The organism is Halobacteriovorax sp. HLS, from assembly GCF_004006665.1.
Taxonomy (GTDB): Bacteria; Bdellovibrionota; Bacteriovoracia; order Bacteriovoracales; family Bacteriovoracaceae; genus Halobacteriovorax.
Genome location: NZ_QOCL01000016.1, coordinates 46186 through 65824, shown reverse-complemented (window position 1 = coordinate 65824; position 19639 = coordinate 46186). Strand labels below are relative to the sequence as shown.

The following is a 19639-nucleotide window of genomic DNA, read 5'->3' as shown; positions in this document are numbered from 1 at the left end:
TATTATGAATAGAGATGAATTATTTAAATTTTATCCAGAATCTTGGTATCCACTGTGTCTGTCAAGTGAACTCAAAAAGGGGCAATCTAAGCTAATCAAAGCTTTCGATAATACTCTACTTGTCTTCAGATCAAAGACGAATAAAGTTGGTGCCATAAAAAGGTTCTGTCCTCACATGGGTACTGACCTTAATAGAGCAAAGATAATAGAAGATGGGCCTCTATGTCCTTTTCACTTTAGACAATTTAATAATCATGGGAAATGCACTACCATTTTTGGAAGTGATGAAATTCCAACAAATGCACATACGATCTCGTTAAGTATAAAAGAAGAAGTTGGCATTATTTTTGGATATCTTGGTAGTAAGGTGAAATTTGACTTTCCAATCTTTTCAAGACTAGAGGATCAAAATCTTTACACCTCTTCAAGTGTGGCCAATTATGAACTTAAAACCCCCTATCAAGCTTTACTATTCAATGGATTTGATACCCACCACCTTGATTGTATTCACAGTAGAACGATAAGCGAGGATGTAATAATCGATTCTAATAATTCATTCCACTTAAGTGCTGACTACGCAATGAAAGTTCTTCCTAATAGTTTATATGATAAATTCATTCGTCTTATCAATACAAAGGAAAATGTTGTTCGCCTTGATTGTTATGGAGGAAACTTTCTATCAATAACACTTAAGGACACACGGGACAATATTCTTATAACTTCGCTCCCTATAGATCAGAACAACTCTCGTATTTTTCTAACAAGTATCTCTAATCCTGAAAAAAGGCTTCACAAGAAGCTATTTCAAAAGCTCAGATTAGAGTTAACGACTTTTTTAGGTATTGAATTTTTAAAACCTGATATTGAAATCATTGAAGGCATGCAACCTAAGTATAGGGGACTTTATGCCAAACACGACAGTAGTGTAATTAAGTTTTGGCAGTATTGGGATAAATTACCAAGAGATAAGGAATTTCAAAACTCACTCTTTAACTAAATTTTTTTTGATAAATATTCTATAAGAAAGATAACCAAGTCCAAGCCCTGTTGGTATATCAAGAATATGATGCTGATGAACGAGCACGACCGAAGCGCAAATCAACATTAACCATACTGAAGTAAAAAGAACAACTCCCTTACTAAATGCATTTTCGAAATTAATAGCAAACAGTCCAATTGAGGCATACACAACATGCATTGATGGTAACAGGTTATGAGGTTTGTCTATCTTATAAAGAATATCGTAAAGAACTTGAAAGTATTCATGTACTTCAGGTCTAGGAAACCCAAGTTTTGCCGGAAAGATAATAAAAATTGGAGCAGCGACAACAACTGAAAAGATCATCGCCTTTGCATATTGTTTCATCGTTTCTTTTGAGAGAAGAAACAAAACACTACATAGTAGAATATCCAAACTTCTATAGGCCAACATCATTAATGGGATATGAGGAATCGACAATTCCCAATCAAAATAAAGCTTATAATGGTTTTGCTGTAGTGATGCGTAGTGATTGCATAAACCATAAACTATAACAAAAGTAGTCATGGCCAAAGACTGCCAAAGACAATAGCTTATAAAGGTGGCTTTATCTGGTACTTTAATCACAGTTGGTAATCTTTATCTAAATTAATCACATTCTTTAAGTTATTATAATTTTCAGGAAGAATTCTTTCATATCTAAAAGATAGTTTCTTCTTTTGCTGTAAGTAGTGCACTACTTCAATAGGAAATAGAACTTTAGAGGAATCAATATCTTTAGAGAAGGTAGCAATAAGTTTTAACAGTAATGCAGTACAGCCATTTCTTCTAAATGAGTAACTCCCAGGAATACTCGGATCCTTTATCCAGCTCTTTAGTGCTTTCTTTAAATCATTTCTTTGCTCTAAAGTTGTTGGGAATATATAGCGATCAATATATCTCTTTTCGACTTTAGTGTAATCTCTGACATAGTTTTCCCATTTATCAACAACAGGTAAAACAGTATAGCCTCCATAATAGGCCTTGAGATTATCCAGCGCATACTCATTAAAATCAGCAATAAAACTTACTCCTAAATCTTCATCAGACGTTTTACCAGAACCTACAAAGCGAATAAAAACATGACCAAACCATTGATAATATATACTTCCAGATTGAACATAAATAAGCTCAACTCCAGAAAAAGAAAAATCTTCGCTTAGAACCTTCTTTGATCTCTTCGATATATCATTAAGAAATTTCTCATGACTAGTATTGAATTTTTCTTCAGCAGCAGGGTCAGTTTCTTTTGAACAAGAAATCATGATAAATAATAGGATAAAAAATAAATATGTAGCTTTGGTCATGCTATAATTTTACATTATTATGAGCATCAATAAAGCAAAAGAATTTAGAAATCTATTTCCCATGAAAAGAAATATTGCAATTGCAGTAGTGAGCTATAGCTTGGCCACAACATTTCTATATATGGCAAATATTAATCAAAATTCTATACTCATACTACCCTGGGCATTATGCTTTGCCCTCACGGGTAATACAATATTCTCATTGCTACATGAATCAGTTCATGGAACATTTTGTAAAAATAAATTTATCAATAATACTTTCGGAAGAGTTAGTGCTGCTTTCTTTCCAACGTCATTTACTCTTCAACAAATTTTTCATCTAGGGCATCACAAGAGAAATCGAACAGATGCTGAGCTATTTGATCAGTACTACCCTAAAGATAGTAAATTCATGAAGAAATTTATTATCTATACACTTTTGACAGGCTTCTATTGGCCTAGCTCGCCACTTGCAAATATTATCTTCCTTCTATGTCCTTGGTTATTTAACAATGATTTCTTTAGAAAAAATGATTTAATGAAGAAAGCTGGTTTTGATGACATGCTAAGTGGATTGGACAGAAAGAGTGCTCCACAAAATCTTATGCGTCTAGAAATACTCTTTTCTATAAGTATCCAGGCGGCTCTCATTTACACTCTTTCATTATCATTTAAGACTTGGATTATTTGCTACTGGAGCTTTGCTGTCATATGGTCCAGCTTGCAGTATACCGACCACGCTTGGAGCAAAAGAGATGTTCGAAACGGAGCGTGGAATCTAAAAGTCTCATTGCCCGTTCATATGATCTGGCTCAACTACCACTACCATCTCAACCATCATCGTGATCCAAATATCTCTTGGCTTTACTTACCAAGACTTACTAGAAGTAGTGACGCCAATCCAAGCTTTTGGAGTATCTATTTTAAACTCTGGAAAGGTCCAACACCAGTGTCAGAAGTAAACCCCAGCTGTGATCTTGAATTCGAAAAAGAAATCTTCGAAGAGACTTTAATTAATGACTTTAGAAAAAAATAGTATAAGTTGTTGATAGTATTAGAAAATGGTCGGAGTGATAGGATTTGAACCTACGACCCCCTGCTCCCAAAGCAGGTGCGCTACCCCTGCGCTACACTCCGACATAAACAATTAGGTTCAAATTTTATAAGGCCTATGAATCAATTTGGCAATTTCTTTCTTTGAAAAATTTCAGTGCACTTTTACAGGCCTTTGATCGATGAGAGTTCTCATGCTTCCATTCAGGCACCTGGGCCACTGTCTGGTCCTCAAAAGGCCCTAATCCGTGAAATATAGGGTCATAACCAAAGCCGTGCTCTCCAAGATACTCTCGCCCAATCTTTCCTTGGAGCCTCCCCTCAAAAAAGAAAATTTCTTGAGGGTTCAAGTAAAAGCAAAGAACACATGTAAAATTTGCATCTCTATTATCAATATTTTTCATTTTTTCTAGTAAAAGCAATGCTCTATCTTTATCAGTTAGTCCATCTCCTCCAAAACGCGCAGAGTGAATACCTAACTCATTTGGAATAGCCGCAACATTTAAACCTGAATCATCAGACAGCACTGGAAGCTGAAATCTATCATAATAGGCTTTGGCCTTAAGAAATGCATTTTCATTATAAGAAACACCATTTTCTTCAACTTCAAGCTTTTCGCTGGCCGCACTAACTTCAAGAATATTAGGATCTAAGAGTTCAGAAAATTCTTGGGCCTTATGAGTATTTCCAGATGCTAGAATAAATTTCATATTAACCTAGAACTTTTTCTTGCTCAGTGAAAACAACTTTAAGCGACTCAGTCGCGCAGTCGATAATTGCATTTAACTGTTCACGTGAAAAAGCCTCACCCTCCGCAGTTCCCTGAACTTCTATAAATTTACCAGATTTTGTCATGACAATATTCATATCTGTTTCGCAAGTTGAATCTTCTTCGTAATTTAAATCAGCAATAACTTTTCCTTGCGAGTTAATACCAACGCTCAAAGCTGCCAGGGGTTCTTTAATTGGATTAGTATCCAGAAGCCCATCCTTCATTAATTTCTTTATGGCCATTTCAAGTGCTACGTACGCTCCAGAAATGGAAGTCGTTCTTGTTCCACCATCAGCTACTAGAACATCACAATCAATCTGTATTGATCTTTCGCCAAGTTTTTCCATATCAATGACAGCTCTAAGACTTCTCCCAATGAGACGTTGAATCTCCTGAGTTCTACCGCTCACCTTATCTCTTTCTCGTCTATTACGAGTATGAGTTGAAGACGGAAGCATTGAATATTCAGCAGTAACCCAACCTTGACCTTTATTTAGCAAAAATCTTGGCACACTCTCTTCTACAGAAGCAGTGATATGTACTTTTGTATTACCAAATTCAGCAATGACACTACCCGCCGCGTAAGGATTAATTCCTGGTGTAAACTTAATCTCTCTAGGTTGTGTTCTTTCAATAATTGACATGTTGTTGGCCCCTTTATATTAATTTTGTATAAAATAATTTAACTTTTTAACGAAGCTTTGAAAAGCTATGGAAAATATTAATGTCTCTTGAAGTTATCCATTTTCATAGCCCTCAATGTGACTCAACACAAACTCAAATACTAGAGTACCTAAGAGCAAATTCCACAACAAAACCACTGCTTTTCTCTTCTTCTTTTCAAACACTTGGTCGAGGCAGGCAAGGAAATACATGGCAAAGCGCTTCCAATTCTCTAGCGCTAAGTTTTACAGTTAAGCCTAATGAAGTTCTAACTTTAACTTCATTAGAACTAGGCGTATTAATTTGTGACTTCTTAAGTCTGTATAAGCTTCAACTCAAGTGGCCTAATGACATCCTCACTCATGATTTATTCAAATGTGGAGGTATTCTATGTCAAACATATTCAGAGAAAATTGTTGCAGGACTTGGTCTAAATCTTGGTCAATCAGAAAAAATAGAAAAGTGTGAAGAATTTAAATTTGGACGTTCTTCAATAACAAATAAATCTCTAAGCAATGAGGAAATTAAAAACATATCTCTAGAACTATATGAATATATTTTAAGTAATAGAATCTCTTCTATTGAAGTTATTAAGAAATGGAATGATAAATGTGCTCACATGAATAAAAATGTGCTTATAAAAGATGATACATTTCATTTGGAAGGAGTTTTTAAAGGTATTGGAAGCAGTGGAGAAGCCCTTATAGAAGACAAAGGGCTTATTCAAAAAGCATACTCAGGTTCAATTTATCTAATCTAGCTTTCTAAGCTATCAGAAATATCTTTAATTTCTTTTTTTATTAAATTCTCAGCAAGATCAGGAATTACTTCCCATGCAACCTGCTCAATCTTATCTTTACAGAATTTTTTAACAAGCTCTTCTAAAATTGGTGTGAGTGATTCTTTTACTTGTGCAACAATTTCATCCGAATCAAAATCAAGCTTTTCAATAGGGATATTCTTTGTTTCAGCTACATGATAGCTTTCTTTTTCAGAATCGATTTCATTTTCGAGATCAGAAAAGATTTGATCTACTTCCTCTTCTTCTAGATCATCTAAATCATCAATATCAGAAATATTCTCACTCGGACTTAGTTGTGTTACATCTTCGATTGAAACAACATTAGAAGAATCACTCTCACCGTCTTCATCTACGGCCCAGAATTCATCTCCATCAATCTCTTCTTCAATTGATAGCACATTTTCAGTACTTTCATTAAAGTCAGTTGGCATTTGAAAAGAAGGATCTGTAGCATCTAGATCTTCATCATCATCAAGGTCAAGTTCTTCAAACTCGCTAGTTCCAAACTCTGGATAAACTAAATCACTCTCATCAGGAAGATTCTCCTCAAGAGATTGTTCGACATTATCAGATTCAATCTTAGGAGGAAAAATTCCAAATTTCTTTTCTTCACCAATTACATCTGGAACTTCGATTCCCCAACTATTCATTTCTTCAGATAGGGCATTTTTGGCAGTATCAGTATCAAATTCAGCACTTGTCGGTTTTTGATCAACTTCTTCAAGACTTGAGCTAGAAATATCATCAGGCTTTGGTGAGTCTACAACCCAATCAGAACCAATTTCTTGCTCTTCTTCGATCTCATCATTACCAAAGTCTTGTTGGATTTCCACTTCAGCGAAATCATCTTCTAAAGTAGCATCACTATTTTCAATAAGAGCTCTACACTTTTGAATGAATTTTTCACTTTCAAAAGGTTTTACAATTTTATCTTCAATACCCGAATCTGAAAGTTGTTGATCATCAACAGTATCAAATGTACCGAGCATTGCTAGTACAGAAACATCTGAACTTAATTTTTTAATTTCTTGTCCAAGTTCGTAACCTGATTTTGAGTCAGATAAATTAAAATCTAATAGAACTAATTTAAATGTATCTGATTCTAATTGAGAAACAAGCTCTTTATGTGACAAACACTCGACTAATTCATAGTCAGTATTTGCTAAAGTGATTGCTATAACTTTTTGAATTGTAAGACTGTCATCTGCGACTAATATTTTTTCTGCCATAAAAATATTGTCACCTATAATGGGCCGGTAAGCAACTGATTATTCTATTAAAACTGGAGAAAAATAGTCGACTGATTATCTAAGTTTCCTCGCTGATTGGCCAGTTCGTTAATTTTATCAATTTTTGTTCCATCATTTGTGTCTGCTACTTCAATTATATGTTTAATCTCATCATTGCTTAGTCTTGAATATGCACCATCAGTCATGAGAACAAATAGATCACCAGGAATTACTTTGTGCTCTAAAACATTAAGATGAAGATCGTCAAATAGACCAAACCCGCTCATAGGAGTTGTTCTAAATTGTATTTCGTAAGAGTCTTCACTAAGGGCTTCTAAAGAGTCTGGGTGAACAATTCTCTTTAAAACACCCCTACGAAAGATATAGCCGCAACAATTACCAGTAGAAGCAAAGGTTAGAATAGAGTCTGCTAGACTAGCAGCTATACACGATGCTCCTCCTCTTGAAGAAAGGTCTTTTTGTTGATTTTCTTTTTTTAGATTTGCATGCGCTAGATGCATCGAATTTACTAGAGCATTTCCCTCAATTAAATATTTATGACTATAGTAGAAAGGAAATGTTGAATCAGGGTCCCCTCCAATTTTAGTATAAAACTTTAAAATTGATTCCTTTAATTGAGCTACGGCCTTGTCACCAATATTTGAACCACCGAAGCCATCAAAAATTAAATAGAGCTTATTTTTTAAATCAACAACTGCGTCATCTTCATTAATTTGTAAATACGGACCCTGATTAGTATGAACACTGTAACTTTTTAATTTTACCACTTTCACTCCAAATAGTTTTTGAGTTTATCTGTAGCTTTTTGATAATATTCACTATCAGATGGAGATATTTGTTGAACTTCTTGAAATTTCTCTTTTGCTTCATTAAAAAGACTTAACGATTCTGCAATAATGGCCTCTCTGAAAACCTTACGTGATCTGGTATATAGAGTTGTTCTAATTGCATCCATTTCATTTAATGCCTCTCTATGAGTTGGGTCAAAACTCAATATTTTATTATACGTCTCATACGAGCCCTTGAGATCTTGGCCTTCACTTAAAGAGCGTGCCTTTCCAAGAAGAGGCTGAATAACATTATTCAAATTCTCTTTTGATTCTTTAAGCATTTTTGTTGCTTCTTTTACTAGATCAGCATCCATGCCCTGAAGTCTCAAAAAAGTTTCCAGTTTGAGCGTCGCTCTATGCCAATCACCTTTTGTGTAATAAGTTTTCCCAGGCTCGAGTTCTTTAATTTGTCGCTTTCTTTCCGCTTCCCTTGCAGCTTTTTCAACAGCAATACGATCTATTTCTTTTTTCCACTCATCCAACTCTAGTTTTAGCTGTGGAACATCAAAGTTTTCAGGGTCAAGGCTTAAGATCTCTTGAAATAGAGATCTTGCTAGAGCTTCTTGTCTCTCCTTAGTTGCTTCTTTAGCTTTGACAACTAACTTAGCAACCTTTGCGAGTAGAACTTTCTTTCTAATTTCTTCTCTTCGCTTTCTTTCTAGTTCTTCAATTCGGGCCAAATTAGTCTTAGCGACATTATATAACTGATTAGAGTTCTTATATTCAGGAATGACTTGCTTAAGCTTATCAATTTCAAAAATTGCCTGTTCATACTTTCCAGTTTCAATTAATTCTTTTGCAAGTTGATACTGAGCATCTACAAATTCTAATTGCTCAGGTTTAAGCTTGATTTCCGGAGTTGAAAGGGCCTTTTTTGGACCAGCTTCAATCTTTGCGTTCTTTTCTTTATTTTTTTTACTTACTTCAGTTGCAGGATCAGGAGCAAGAAAGACAATCGCTAATAATATTCCTACGACACCATAAATTAATTTCTTTCTTTGAACAGGATCTTTTAGTGCGGCTTTAGAAAATAGAGGAACAGGTCCAACGGACTCAGTTTCTCCAAAAGTTCCACCTTCCGTAAATTCGAAGTCTTCCACGTCTCCTTCATAATCTTCAGAGACTTCTACTACTTCTTCAACTTCAACACTCTGATTTTCCTCTACGGGCATCAAACGATCTTTTTCTTTATCTAAGAAGTCTGAGCCAACATGGAAAGTAAAAGTAGTTGAACCGATGATAAATTCATCCGAATTGGTTAATACTGTTTGATTAATTCTCTCACCATTGAGAATGGTTCCATTCCCTGATTGAAGATCTTCCAATATACAAGTTATATTATTCTTCTTTAATTTTGCATGCGTCGAAGAAACTTCGGGGTCGTTAAGAACAATGTGACATTTTGCAGGGTCACGTCCTATGATGACTTCAGTCTCTTCAATATTATATTTGTCATAAGGTGCAAACTCTCCAAAAAGCTCTAACGCAAATGATGCAAAAGACTGCAAGACTTGGGTCTTATCATCTTCCTCATAATCATCATCTAGTCCATAGTCATCTTCATAACCATCATCAGCATACTCATCAGAATATTGATCTGCTTCACCATCAATTTGTTCTCCGAAGCTTTCAGTTCCATCATTGTCTTCAGGAAACTCGACTTCATCATTTTGACCTGAAAAAAACGATGTTGCTTCACCAATTTGAGAGCTTCCTCCAGCATTAGTAACAGGATCTAAATCATCTACATCCTCATTTTCGTTATCTAGATCTAGAGGATCTTCCTGTATCGCTTCTTCAGATGAAACAGCAATAGTTTCAGTGAAGACATCTTCTCCCTCCACAGCTTCTTCTGCTATATTTTCTTCTACTATTTCTTCGTTAGCTTCTTCTTTCGCTGGTATGGATAAATTCGTAACAAAACAGGTTAGAGCAAAAGGTCCTATCATTATCATATCACCAGAATTAATCTCTGATTCTGTAACAGTTTTTCCATTTATATTAAGTGGACTATACTCTGATACCTGTCTAATTTTCCACTTATTCTGATTAAACTCAAGAACAGCATGTTCTCTAGAGACCATTTTATCATCAAGGTGAACATGACACTCAGAAGAGCGTCCAATCAAGAAGCTTAGTCCCTGACCAGCAATTGTTAATTCGCTAGTTAAGTCAAAGTCTTCATACGGAATATTATTTTTAGAAACACTTAACTTCATCCGCCCTCAAACCTTGTTCATCGATTATTGCTTTAATTTCTTTATCTGCCCTTTTATATCTTTCATCTTCAGGCTTTTCTTGCAAATACCTAAGGATTGAACAATAAATCCTTACGGCTTTCTGATATTTCAGAGAGTCAATCTCTCTTTTTGCTTTATTAAACTGACTTTTAACTTGTTCATCTAGCAACATTTTAGACTTTTCAAGAGAAGCACTTGCCCTCCCATGATTTGGACTTAAGATTAAGGCCATATTAAATTCTTCAATTGCTCGCATATAGTTATTTTCTCTCAATTCCCTATAACCTCTATGTAGTATAACATCTATCTTTTCTTCAGTTTCTTGATCATAGTCTTTATTGCGATTGCGTAAAACTTCCGCCAATGATTTATCCTCTTTCGCAACGACAGGTTTTTTTGTTGTTTTTTTCGGCGGTTCACTTGGCAAGAACATAACGACAAGAAGAACAGCGACAGCGGCGTATATTAACTTTTTTTTCTTATCAGCAGGAGAAGCGGCCTTCTTCTTTGATTTTTTTGTTACCTCTTCTTCGTATTCCTCGTCATCATCTTCTTCGTCTTCATCTTCTTCATCTACTTCGATGAGTTCATTTTTCACAACTATGATATTAAACTTAAACACAGTTTGACCTATGATGATCTTATCTCCATCAGTCAATTGGTGTTGACTAACTTTAAGATCATTAATGATAATACCATTTTGAGAACCAAGATCTGTTGCGATATATGTATTCCCAAATCTTGTTAACTCGGCATGCTCTCTCGAGCTCTTAGTGTCTAACACTTGAACATCAATTTTATCAGAACGTCCTAGAACAACCCGCTTACCTTTAAGGTAATATACAAGACCTTTATTTTTCCCAGTCATACACAAAAGACGAAAGTGAACGCCTTCAGCTTCTGGTCTAGTTAAATCTCTTGTTATTCTTACGTTCTGTGACTTCATGCTTTAACAAATGTTATATAAAAAGCTTTAGCAAAGTTATCTCTGCCTAAAAGTGCTGTTACGTGGATCGCATACGGATTCCCTTGTAACTCATATTCTCCCTCTTGATTAGTACCACCATTATTAGCAGAGTTATCACATAGCTCAATAACTGTGCCAGCAAACCCTTTCTCTCTAGATACATCAGATATATTCATTCCTTGAGAACTTGATTCTCTTATTCCTGTTATATCTTCAGCTTCATTATTTACAGCTTCAACGGATTTTTCGGAATTAAGAACTATAACACCTACGCCCGCGCCTCTCATAAATTCTTTCAAGCTATTTACATAACCTTCATCAGACTCCATTTCAGCAAATTCGCTATCTGCTTCTTCACTTTGAAGTTCACGAATTCGTTGTAAAATTGAATTTACCGATGATCTAAGGCCATTCATTTCACTGAATAGAAATCGACTCTCCACATTTCTTCTCTTTCCACGAAGGGACTCTTCAATTTGATATTTCATCTCTTCAAGTGGACGTATTGTTAAGTAATAAACAATTGCAAAGAATATGATGGCCACTAAGAAAGAAGTCATAAGTGCTTCTAGATAAGACTTTGTACTTTCTTGTGCCTCTACAGCGAGTGACTTTGGGCTAAACCTAATGGCGATAACACCTACCGGTTCCATAACTCCTGTCTTAAAATTGTATGAAACAATTTTTCTACCGATTCCGATTTCATCATCAGGTAGCCTTTTCTTATAAACGGACAGTTCATCATTCTTAGTCTTTTCAGCCCATTCCTTCACTTTAATAGAGTGAGTATCATCAATATAACTATTCATACGCACAAGCGGTCTTACAATTCGACCTTCAAGGTCAAACAGATCGTAACTTTTTACGTCTTTAATATTATTCATGAATGCAGTATTCAACTGATCTAAATTCTTTGTTTCAAGAGCTTTTGCGTTAGTTCTTGCAATCTCTTCTGCATAGTGCGCACCACGCTCAGCTGTTTCAAGTAAAAGAGTTCTACGACTTGTTTGAATTACCGGAAAAATAGTTAAAGTAATAGTTACGACACTTAAAAGTGCCAAAAGAATTCCAAACAGAACTCTCCATTCATATTCTTCATTTATTCCATGAAAGACAGGCATCACTTTATACTTAAATGCCCAAATAATCTTAGCAGGTAATGACTCCGGCACAGGAGGGATATCTGTAATGAAATCTACATCATCTTCATCTTCTTCACTGGTAGCTCTTTTTTTGATTACGACCTTTTTCTCTGCGACATACACAACCTGTAAAATTGAATCTGGTAATGCTATTTTATCGCCATTCTTAATAGTCGCTCTTTTAACTATTTTACCATTTAAAAAAGTACCATTAGAACTTCCAAGATCTTGCAAATAAGCAGCATCCCCTGTTACTGTGACGGCCATATGTTTTTTAGATACACCATTAACAGCAAACGGAATACTACATTCTTCACTTCGACCGAGTGTATTTTCTCCGTTTTCTAAAACGAATTCCTCACCTCTTAATTTTCCGCCAACAACGACTAGTTTATACATTTAATATCCAGTTTATTACCTTTAACAATCCGCCCCTGTAATGTTCCTGCGACGACTTCTAAAACTTGAGTCGCCGAAAAATACATCAATGACATTCTCCAAGGTTTCATGTTTTCAATTACTTTAATTACTTCATAATCCTTATTTAAGAAAATTAGATCTAAATCATATTTCATAAAAAAAGTATGGATCGAATTACACTGTGTTATTAATAATCCATCAAAGTCCTTCATACTTTCTTTAAACATTAGACCAATCAGTCTTGAGCTAAAGCTTTTTGCTACTTTAGCGTTATTACAAATTTTTAAATCATTACATTCTATTAAATATCTCTTCATTATTTTTTCTGCACTACTAATTCAAGTACTATTGGAGCCGCAACGACTATAAAAACCGCAGGAACTATTAGAAAAAGCATAGGAAATAGAATTTTCGTTGCAGCAGTGGCTCCTGCTTTTTCAACCTCAGATGATTTCTTTTGCCTAATTTCTACCGATAGTGCTTTTAATATAGGACCAATCGATGCCCCTACAGAATCTGCAGCAATTAGAGTTGCACAGAATGAAGAAATTTGAATAAGGTCAATTCTCCATGCCAAGTTTCTTAAAGCTTCTGCTCTACTTGCTCCAATTCGTATCTCTTTAATCATGGTTTCAAACTCTTCAGACAAAGGTGTTCTTTTCGCCTTTTCTACAACCTTTGTCATTGCAGCAACAAAGTCCAAACCCGCTTCTACTGATAAGGCAAGCATATCAACACAAAAAGGCATCGCCATGATGACCTCTTTTTGTCTCATTTGAATCCGTCCCTTTATCCATATATCTGGATAAACAAATCCAACGGCTCCAATCACTGGAATGATCGACAATGGCCATGTCTCTTCTAGAAAAACACGGACAGCTATAAATACTATTGGAAATCCAACGATTAGAAATATTTTAAAAGAAAAGAAGTCTTCAGGTGAAAGCACATTTGTTAAACCAGCTGATGCCAATTTACGTCTATATTTCTCTTTAATATGTTTCTTGGACTTCATCGAAGAAACAATCGGCGTCACATATCTCTTAAAAAATGGTTTAGAGTAGCGAAGAACTATTCCGTAGTTTTCAGTTGGTGCATCTTTCTTAGCACCATCATCAAGCTTTTCTGCGGCCTTGAACTCCTCTTCATCTTGAAACATCATTATAGTTACAAGAAAGATCGCAAGTCCTATAAGAATAATTGAAGAGTAGTATAGAATTGGAGAACCAGTATCCTTAGATAATCCACCATCTAAATAGTCACATGCATTTTGATGACCACCTTTACATGCCATGATGATCTTCTTTCTACCTTTTACTTTATTTACTTCTTGAGAAGATGAAAGATACATTTGACCAACTTCATAACAGTTTGCCATCTGACCTTTATCACATGCCTCATTTAAAAAGGCCGTAAGCTCTCTTGTGCTTAAGTCTTCATACCTTTTACCTTGTGCGCCAACATCAAAAGAAAACGCCATAAAGAAAAGTAGAAACAAATTATAAATAATAGAGTATGTTGATTTTTTCATCTAAGTATAGAATATCAAAAGGAATTGACTTCACTTAGAAAGGGCAAAAATATCTTGGCTTAAAAATTACTAGATAAATATGGTCTACAATTCTTCTATCTTCTTTCTTACTTCATCCATATAGTTCTGACTATTTATCGTTGCGATGTTCTTTCCGATATCTGGAATATAGACAGGGGTGTAGTCTTTTAAAAGTCTCTCTTTACAGTCCATTACTCTACTATATCTATCTGTTATAACTTCAACTTTTAACGTTTGATTTAATTGCGCCTTTTTAAGTCCATCTAATGCACGTCTAGCGTAAGACATATCTTTATATTCAACGATGTCAGCTCCTGCATTTATTGCCATAACTGCGGCATCTTCTACAGAATATCGATCATCAATAGCTTTCATCTGCATATCGTCGGTAATAATAAGCTTATTGTACCTGAGTTCTTCTCTTAACAATTGGTAGGCCTTTGGGCTAAGGGATGTTGGAAGTTCCTCATCAATTGAATCAACTATTAAGTGTGCCATCATAACAAACTCTACTCTAGCTTTTACGGCCTTAACGAAAGGGATAAATTCTTCTGCACGTAGATCTTCAATCGTTTTTTTTACAATTGGCAGATCAAAGTGAGAGTCTTTAGTTGTATTTCCATGACCTGGAAAATGCTTGGCGCAAGATAATATATCGCTCGTTTGCAATCCTCGAATTATTGAAGATATATACTTTGATACCGTTTCTGCATCTTTTCCAAAAGCACGATCTCCAATAACTTTATTTAATTCGTTATTATAAATATCACAAACTGGAGCTAGGTTTACATTAACTCCACAACTTTTTAGTTCTTTTGCCATAATTTGAGCACACTCAAAAACGGTCTTAGGAGAATCTAGAAGACCAATATCTAGCATTGGAGGAAAAGTCGTAAATCCAGTCTTAAATCTAAAAACTCTCCCACCTTCGTTATCAACACATACGAATAATGGATATTCTCTTCTTGTTGTTTGAATTTGATTTACTAGCTCTGCAAGCTGAGCAGGCGATTCATAATTATTGGAAAACAGTATTACACCACCAATATTTTCTTTTTCAAGAAAATCTCTTTCTTCGTCAGTTAAAGATGTACCTGAAATACCTGTAATAATTAATTGTCCTAAATTACTCATATTCTCTCCTCAGTACATAATAATCTAAAATCTCTATATTATATACTGGTTATAAATTACTTAACTCGAAAATGATTTCCTCGGATCAAGATAATCTCTTAATCCATCACCAAGTAAGTTTAATCCAATTATTAAACCGGCCATAACAATTGATAATATAATTACAATATATGGTGCTTCGAGAAGTACTGTTTTAGCAATTGATAACATTGCTCCCCATGAGTATTCAGATCCACCTAAACCTAAAAAGCCTAATGCTGCTTCACTTATGATAACGCCACTAACACCTAATACAATGTGAACCATCATCAAAGGTAGTATTGACGGAACTATAACCTTTAAAAATAATCTCAATTCTGTAATACCGATAGCACGGGCACTTTCCACATATGTTAATCCCATTACCCTCATTGTCTCACCGCGAGCGATCCTCGCATAACCTGGCCATCCAGTAATGATCAAAGCAAAAACGAGTCCCCAAAATGATTGACCAATAACTGACATAACCATTATTGCAATAAGAATACTTGGAAAAATAAAAATTAAATTGATAACGAGGTCACTTAATACCTTTATTGTCTTATTACCAGTAATGGATAGGTATCCGATACAAATCCCTATCGTTGCTGAAGTAATACTCACAAGTAATGAAATTCCTAAGCTGTAACTAAGTCCAGCAGATAAAATTTCAATAATTGATCTACCGTAAATATCTGTACCAAGGAAAAAACCTTTTGTTCCTGGATTTAGCAGCTCTAAAGTCATATCTGCTTTAGGAAAATAAGGCGATGAGATCGAGCCCATAATGAAATTACTATAAATAATCCAACCTAAGGCCCAAAAGAGATATGCAGCTATAAGTATAGAACCTATTTTCATTTCTTTATTTATATTATTCTTCTTCATTAAGAAACAATCCTTGGATCAATTTTCGCATTTATAAAATCTACAATAAAATAAATCCCCATATATATTACTGTTGAATATAGAATAACTCCTTGAACGACCGGATAATCTCTATTTTGAATACCTTCAAATAGTAAAAGCCCCATCCCTGGAATATCAAATATCGTTTCAGTAATCATCGTTCCGGCAAGAACAACGGACAATTGAATGGCCACGACATTTAATATCGTCGGCATACAAACCTTAGTAAGTCTTATTAAAATATCCTTATCTGCCATTCCTTTTGATTTTAAAACTTGCACCCAAGGTGAACTGGACTCTTCCAATAGTTTGTTTCTCGAAACACGCATAAGAACAGCACTCAAAGGAATGACTAAGGTTACTAGTGGTAAAATACTTTGAGAAATTGTTCCCCACTCACTTACAGGAAGAACTCTTAATTTTATTGCAAATATATAAACTAAAATTGGAGCTAGTGAAAATATAGGAAACGATAAAAAAATTAAAGAAATAATACGTGACACATTATCAAAATATCCGGATTTCTTGAACCCTGCCCATATCCCCAACATTGTCCCTATAATCATTGCCAAAGTTACAGAGACAAATGCCAAAACAGCAGTAGGTTGCATGTGCTTTTTAATTAGTGTTGTAACAGGAACATTTTTAAATAGTGATGATCCAATATCACCATTAACAATTCCTACAAGGTAGGATTTAAATTGAATAACTAGAGGCTTATCAAGACCTAGGTCAGATCTCATCTTGGCAATTTCTTCTACCTTAGCTTCTGGACCTAAAATCTTTTCAACTGGATCACCTGGTGTCGCTCGTAGAACTATAAAAATTGCAGTGACAGCTAGGAACATAGTAAAGAGTGAATAACTAAATTTTCTTATTGATTCGTTCATTTATTTTGATTCCACCATTGAGAAGCCTTGCGAGACCCAGAATTTCTTTTCTAATTCAAAATTATTATCTATGAAATAAAAAATCGATTGATTATTAGTTCTTAAAGTAAATCTTCTTTCTCCATTTGCATTTCTTCCATCGTATTCAAAAGTACCAAGAGAAAAAACACTATTTGGAACATTTAAGTACTGCTCTTGAAAATACGGATAACCTTCCCAAATAATAACAACTTTCATAGAGCCACCATCATTATTAATGGCCTTTTCGATGAACCCTGTTGCCCTTGCGCACTCAGTGATTTGAGAAAAGTAACAATAAACGCCTTTACCTGACGGGAACGGAATATTTCTCTTTCCTTGCCATTGTTTTTCAGGAGAATTCAAACTTACTTCCATAGATCTTGTCTTTGAATTCACCTTCATCGTCGAAGTATATCTTTTGCCATCAAACCAAACACTATACTCTGAGATATCAGGCTTTAAAATAGACAGCTTTTTCTTTATATTTCCAAGTTTAGAAATAACAATGAGTTTCTCTAACTCTTTTCCTGAATCTGGATTTTGAACAGATTTTTTTACAATGAACTGATTTTTGCTCTTATTGAAACCTTTTTCTCGAACGACAAAGAACTTCCCCGCTTTATCATTTAATTGAAACTTCTTCACAACTTTAGCTGTATTAGATCCTTGAGGAGTATTAGAAAATACTGAACCACCGCTCATCTGTTTGATATATGCACATGAGCTCAATAGAATAAAAAAAGAAAAAAAGAGGAGGTTTGACATGCTTACTCCGCTAAAAATGTTTCAAAACTCTTATCAACTTCTCTTAAAGCGCCTTTCTCGTTGATAAGGCCCATTATTTGTTCTTTAAGATTTTCATTTTCATTGAACTGAATTCCTATTTTCTTCATAGGAACTCGTGACGCTCTTGAATTTACAAAATCGACAATATAGATAATCTCTGCACAATTTAAAGTGTAGGCAACACCATTAAACATTAAAGTAAATTCGATAGAGCTATTTTCGCTAAAGCTAGCAAAGTAACTAGTTTCTCTGTTGTTTGCTAAAAAAGATAATCCAGTGCTAGATAGATCCATGATCCTAAAGCCCATTAGATCAGACACTGCATCGTCATTAAGAATTTCTTTCATTCTCTGAGTTGCAAAACTCTCTAAAACTTCTTCTTTTTCATTTTTAACTTTATTAAGCGAGATTATATTACTTTGCTCTTTTTCAGAGAACACCTTGAAATATGAGTATACTTGGTGATGTGGAAATGTCAGCAGTCTTTCACTTAACCTTTTCTCACTTTTAAAAACTGTTTCATCTAGTTTTAATTCAACAATTCCATTATTAGAGCTCTCGACAACACCTTTAGCAAAATAATCAACTCCATTGAAAGAAAAATTTATAAAGATCTTCTTAGAAACTTCAATTTCGTTAAGTGATCTGGATGCATCAAGAGTTAACGATGGCCTACTATAACCACGAACAAAAGCAAGGGAAGGTTCTTCATCCCTGCTCCATATTCGAATAGTCTTTTCACTATTAGTGAAACTAGATATTTTTGAAGATATTTCATCTAAGTTCAATCCTGTGAACTTTTCTTTTGAGCTTTCTACCATGAAAGCCACCCCTTTGTTAAAAGGTTAAGATAATGTAGCAACTTGTCTTAGTAAGTGAATTGACTCTAGTGCTTTACCACAGCCCCTTACCACACAAGTTAAAGGATCTTCAGCTAATGAAACTGGTAACCCTGTCTTCTCTTTAATTAGTACGTCCAAGTTTGCTAGCAATGAACCACCTCCAGCAAGTATAATACCATTATCAACGATATCTGCTGCCAGTTCTGGTGGAGTCTTTTCTAGAGAAACTTTTATTGCTTCAACAACTTCAGAAATTGGGTCTGAAAGCGCATCTCTAATCTCATCCGAAGTTACCTCAATAATCTTAGGCGCACCTGCAATTAAATCTCTACCTTTCACTTCAAAAGTTTTTACTTCTTCATCAAATGGATACGCGTTACCAATAGATATCTTAATCGCTTCAGCAGTTCTTTCTCCAATTAAAAGAGAATACTTCTTTTTAATATATGAAGTAATCGCTTCATCAAATTTATCGCCAGCAACTCTTACTGATTGAGAGTATACGATCCCACCCAGAGAGATAACAGCAACCTCAGTTGTTCCACCACCGATATCTACAATCATATTCCCAGATGGCTCAGTGATCGGAAGACCAGCACCTATTGCAGCAGCCATTGGCTCTTCAATAAGGTAAACTTCTCTTGCTCCAGCCTGCTCAGCCGATTCTTTAACTGCACGTTTTTCAACTTGAGTAATCCCAAAAGGAATACAAATTATAATTCTAGGCTTAATCAGCTTAGATCCAGTTAGTGATTTTTGAATAAAGTATTTAAGCATGGCCTGTGTTACTTCAAAGTCTGAAATAACTCCATCTCTCATTGGTCGGATGGCCTTTATGCTACCAGGAGTTCTCCCTAGCATTTCTTTTGCTTCTTTCCCAACTGCAAGAACTTTGTTCACACCCTTCATTCCTTGGTGAACAGCAACAACAGAAGGTTCGTTAACAATTATTCCTCGATCTTTTGCATAAACTAAACAGTTTGCAGTACCCAGGTCGATTGCTAAATCGTTTGAAAACCAGTCTAAAAATTTCTTGAACATCAC

The 19639-nt window shown here is 35.0% G+C and carries 20 protein-coding genes and 1 tRNA gene; 3 read left to right on the top strand and 18 right to left on the bottom strand.

The window, feature by feature from the left end:
* Positions 1-4: 4 nt before the first annotated feature.
* The gene (locus DPQ89_RS17705) at positions 5-997 is read left to right on the top strand and encodes a Rieske 2Fe-2S domain-containing protein (protein ID WP_127718380.1); all 993 of its coding nucleotides are present in this window, start codon (positions 5-7) and stop codon (positions 995-997) included.
* Here DPQ89_RS17705 and DPQ89_RS17700 read toward each other — a convergent pair.
* Both DPQ89_RS17700 and DPQ89_RS17695 read right to left on the bottom strand, forming a co-directional pair.
* Positions 983-1546 carry a phosphatase PAP2 family protein gene (locus DPQ89_RS17700; protein WP_127718379.1) on the bottom strand — a complete coding sequence of 188 codons (564 nt, stop codon included), beginning with the start codon at positions 1544-1546 and terminating at the stop codon, positions 983-985. The genes DPQ89_RS17705 and DPQ89_RS17700 overlap by 15 nt on opposite strands.
* 56 nt (positions 1547-1602) lie before the next feature.
* Entirely contained in the window at positions 1603-2283 is a 681-nt protein-coding gene (locus DPQ89_RS17695) for a DUF4105 domain-containing protein (protein WP_164848516.1), read from the bottom strand.
* A 61-nt stretch (positions 2284-2344) separates the two neighbouring features.
* Between DPQ89_RS17695 and DPQ89_RS17690 the strand changes: the two genes are divergently transcribed.
* Positions 2345-3340: a fatty acid desaturase gene (locus DPQ89_RS17690; protein WP_127718377.1), complete on the top strand. Its 996-nt coding sequence runs from the start codon at positions 2345-2347 to the stop codon at positions 3338-3340.
* Between the two features lie 26 nt (positions 3341-3366).
* Here DPQ89_RS17690 and DPQ89_RS17685 read toward each other — a convergent pair.
* From DPQ89_RS17685 to rph, 3 genes are all read right to left on the bottom strand, one after another.
* Positions 3367-3441 (bottom strand) — tRNA-Pro (locus DPQ89_RS17685).
* 32 nt (positions 3442-3473) lie between these two features.
* Positions 3474-4067, bottom strand: coding sequence for a non-canonical purine NTP pyrophosphatase (locus DPQ89_RS17680; RefSeq protein WP_127718376.1), 594 nt, complete (start codon positions 4065-4067; stop codon positions 3474-3476).
* Between the two features lies 1 nt (position 4068).
* Complete coding sequence (rph, locus tag DPQ89_RS17675; protein WP_127718375.1) at positions 4069-4773, bottom strand: ribonuclease PH; 705 nt, start codon at positions 4771-4773, stop codon at positions 4069-4071.
* Between the two features lie 80 nt (positions 4774-4853).
* Between rph and DPQ89_RS17670 the strand changes: the two genes are divergently transcribed.
* Entirely contained in the window at positions 4854-5552 is a 699-nt protein-coding gene (locus DPQ89_RS17670; RefSeq protein ID WP_127718374.1) for a biotin--[acetyl-CoA-carboxylase] ligase, read from the top strand.
* On the opposite strand, the gene DPQ89_RS17665 is transcribed toward DPQ89_RS17670, so the two are convergent.
* The 13 genes from DPQ89_RS17665 to DPQ89_RS17605 form a co-directional block, all read right to left on the bottom strand.
* Positions 5549-6823: a response regulator gene (locus tag DPQ89_RS17665; protein WP_127718373.1), complete on the bottom strand. Its 1275-nt coding sequence runs from the start codon at positions 6821-6823 to the stop codon at positions 5549-5551. The genes DPQ89_RS17670 and DPQ89_RS17665 overlap by 4 nt on opposite strands.
* Positions 6824-6870: 47 nt before the next feature.
* Complete coding sequence (locus tag DPQ89_RS17660; RefSeq protein ID WP_127718372.1) at positions 6871-7611, bottom strand: PP2C family serine/threonine-protein phosphatase; 741 nt, start codon at positions 7609-7611, stop codon at positions 6871-6873.
* A gap of 2 nt (positions 7612-7613) precedes the next feature.
* A complete protein-coding gene (locus tag DPQ89_RS17655) occupies positions 7614-9893 on the bottom strand; it encodes an FHA domain-containing protein (protein WP_127718371.1) in 2280 nt (759 codons plus the stop codon).
* Positions 9874-10860 carry an FHA domain-containing protein gene (locus DPQ89_RS17650; protein ID WP_127718370.1) on the bottom strand — a complete coding sequence of 329 codons (987 nt, stop codon included), beginning with the start codon at positions 10858-10860 and terminating at the stop codon, positions 9874-9876. The genes DPQ89_RS17655 and DPQ89_RS17650 overlap by 20 nt, the downstream gene beginning before the upstream one ends.
* Positions 10857-12422, bottom strand: a complete 1566-nt coding sequence (locus DPQ89_RS17645; protein ID WP_127718369.1) for an FHA domain-containing protein — start codon at positions 12420-12422, stop codon at positions 10857-10859. Before DPQ89_RS17645 ends, DPQ89_RS17650 begins: the two co-directional genes overlap by 4 nt.
* The gene (locus tag DPQ89_RS17640; RefSeq protein ID WP_127718368.1) at positions 12410-12760 is read right to left on the bottom strand and encodes a DUF192 domain-containing protein; all 351 of its coding nucleotides are present in this window, start codon (positions 12758-12760) and stop codon (positions 12410-12412) included. Before DPQ89_RS17640 ends, DPQ89_RS17645 begins: the two co-directional genes overlap by 13 nt.
* Positions 12760-13974 carry a type II secretion system F family protein gene (locus tag DPQ89_RS17635; RefSeq protein WP_127718367.1) on the bottom strand — a complete coding sequence of 405 codons (1215 nt, stop codon included), beginning with the start codon at positions 13972-13974 and terminating at the stop codon, positions 12760-12762. Before DPQ89_RS17635 ends, DPQ89_RS17640 begins: the two co-directional genes overlap by 1 nt.
* A gap of 84 nt (positions 13975-14058) precedes the next feature.
* Complete coding sequence (gene nagZ, locus DPQ89_RS17630) at positions 14059-15129, bottom strand: beta-N-acetylhexosaminidase (protein WP_127718366.1); 1071 nt, start codon at positions 15127-15129, stop codon at positions 14059-14061.
* 60 nt (positions 15130-15189) lie between these two features.
* Positions 15190-16035 carry an ABC transporter permease gene (locus DPQ89_RS17625; RefSeq protein ID WP_127718365.1) on the bottom strand — a complete coding sequence of 282 codons (846 nt, stop codon included), beginning with the start codon at positions 16033-16035 and terminating at the stop codon, positions 15190-15192.
* Entirely contained in the window at positions 16035-16946 is a 912-nt protein-coding gene (locus tag DPQ89_RS17620) for an ABC transporter permease (RefSeq protein WP_127718364.1), read from the bottom strand. The genes DPQ89_RS17625 and DPQ89_RS17620 overlap by 1 nt, the downstream gene beginning before the upstream one ends.
* Positions 16947-17732 (bottom strand): hypothetical protein, encoded by a 786-nt coding sequence (locus DPQ89_RS17615; protein WP_164848514.1) that lies wholly within the window; start codon positions 17730-17732, stop codon positions 16947-16949.
* 2 nt (positions 17733-17734) lie between these two features.
* The gene (locus DPQ89_RS17610; RefSeq protein ID WP_127718362.1) at positions 17735-18574 is read right to left on the bottom strand and encodes a hypothetical protein; all 840 of its coding nucleotides are present in this window, start codon (positions 18572-18574) and stop codon (positions 17735-17737) included.
* Between the two features lie 24 nt (positions 18575-18598).
* Positions 18599-19636, bottom strand: coding sequence for a rod shape-determining protein (locus tag DPQ89_RS17605; RefSeq protein WP_127718361.1), 1038 nt, complete (start codon positions 19634-19636; stop codon positions 18599-18601).
* Positions 19637-19639: the final 3 nt, after the last annotated feature.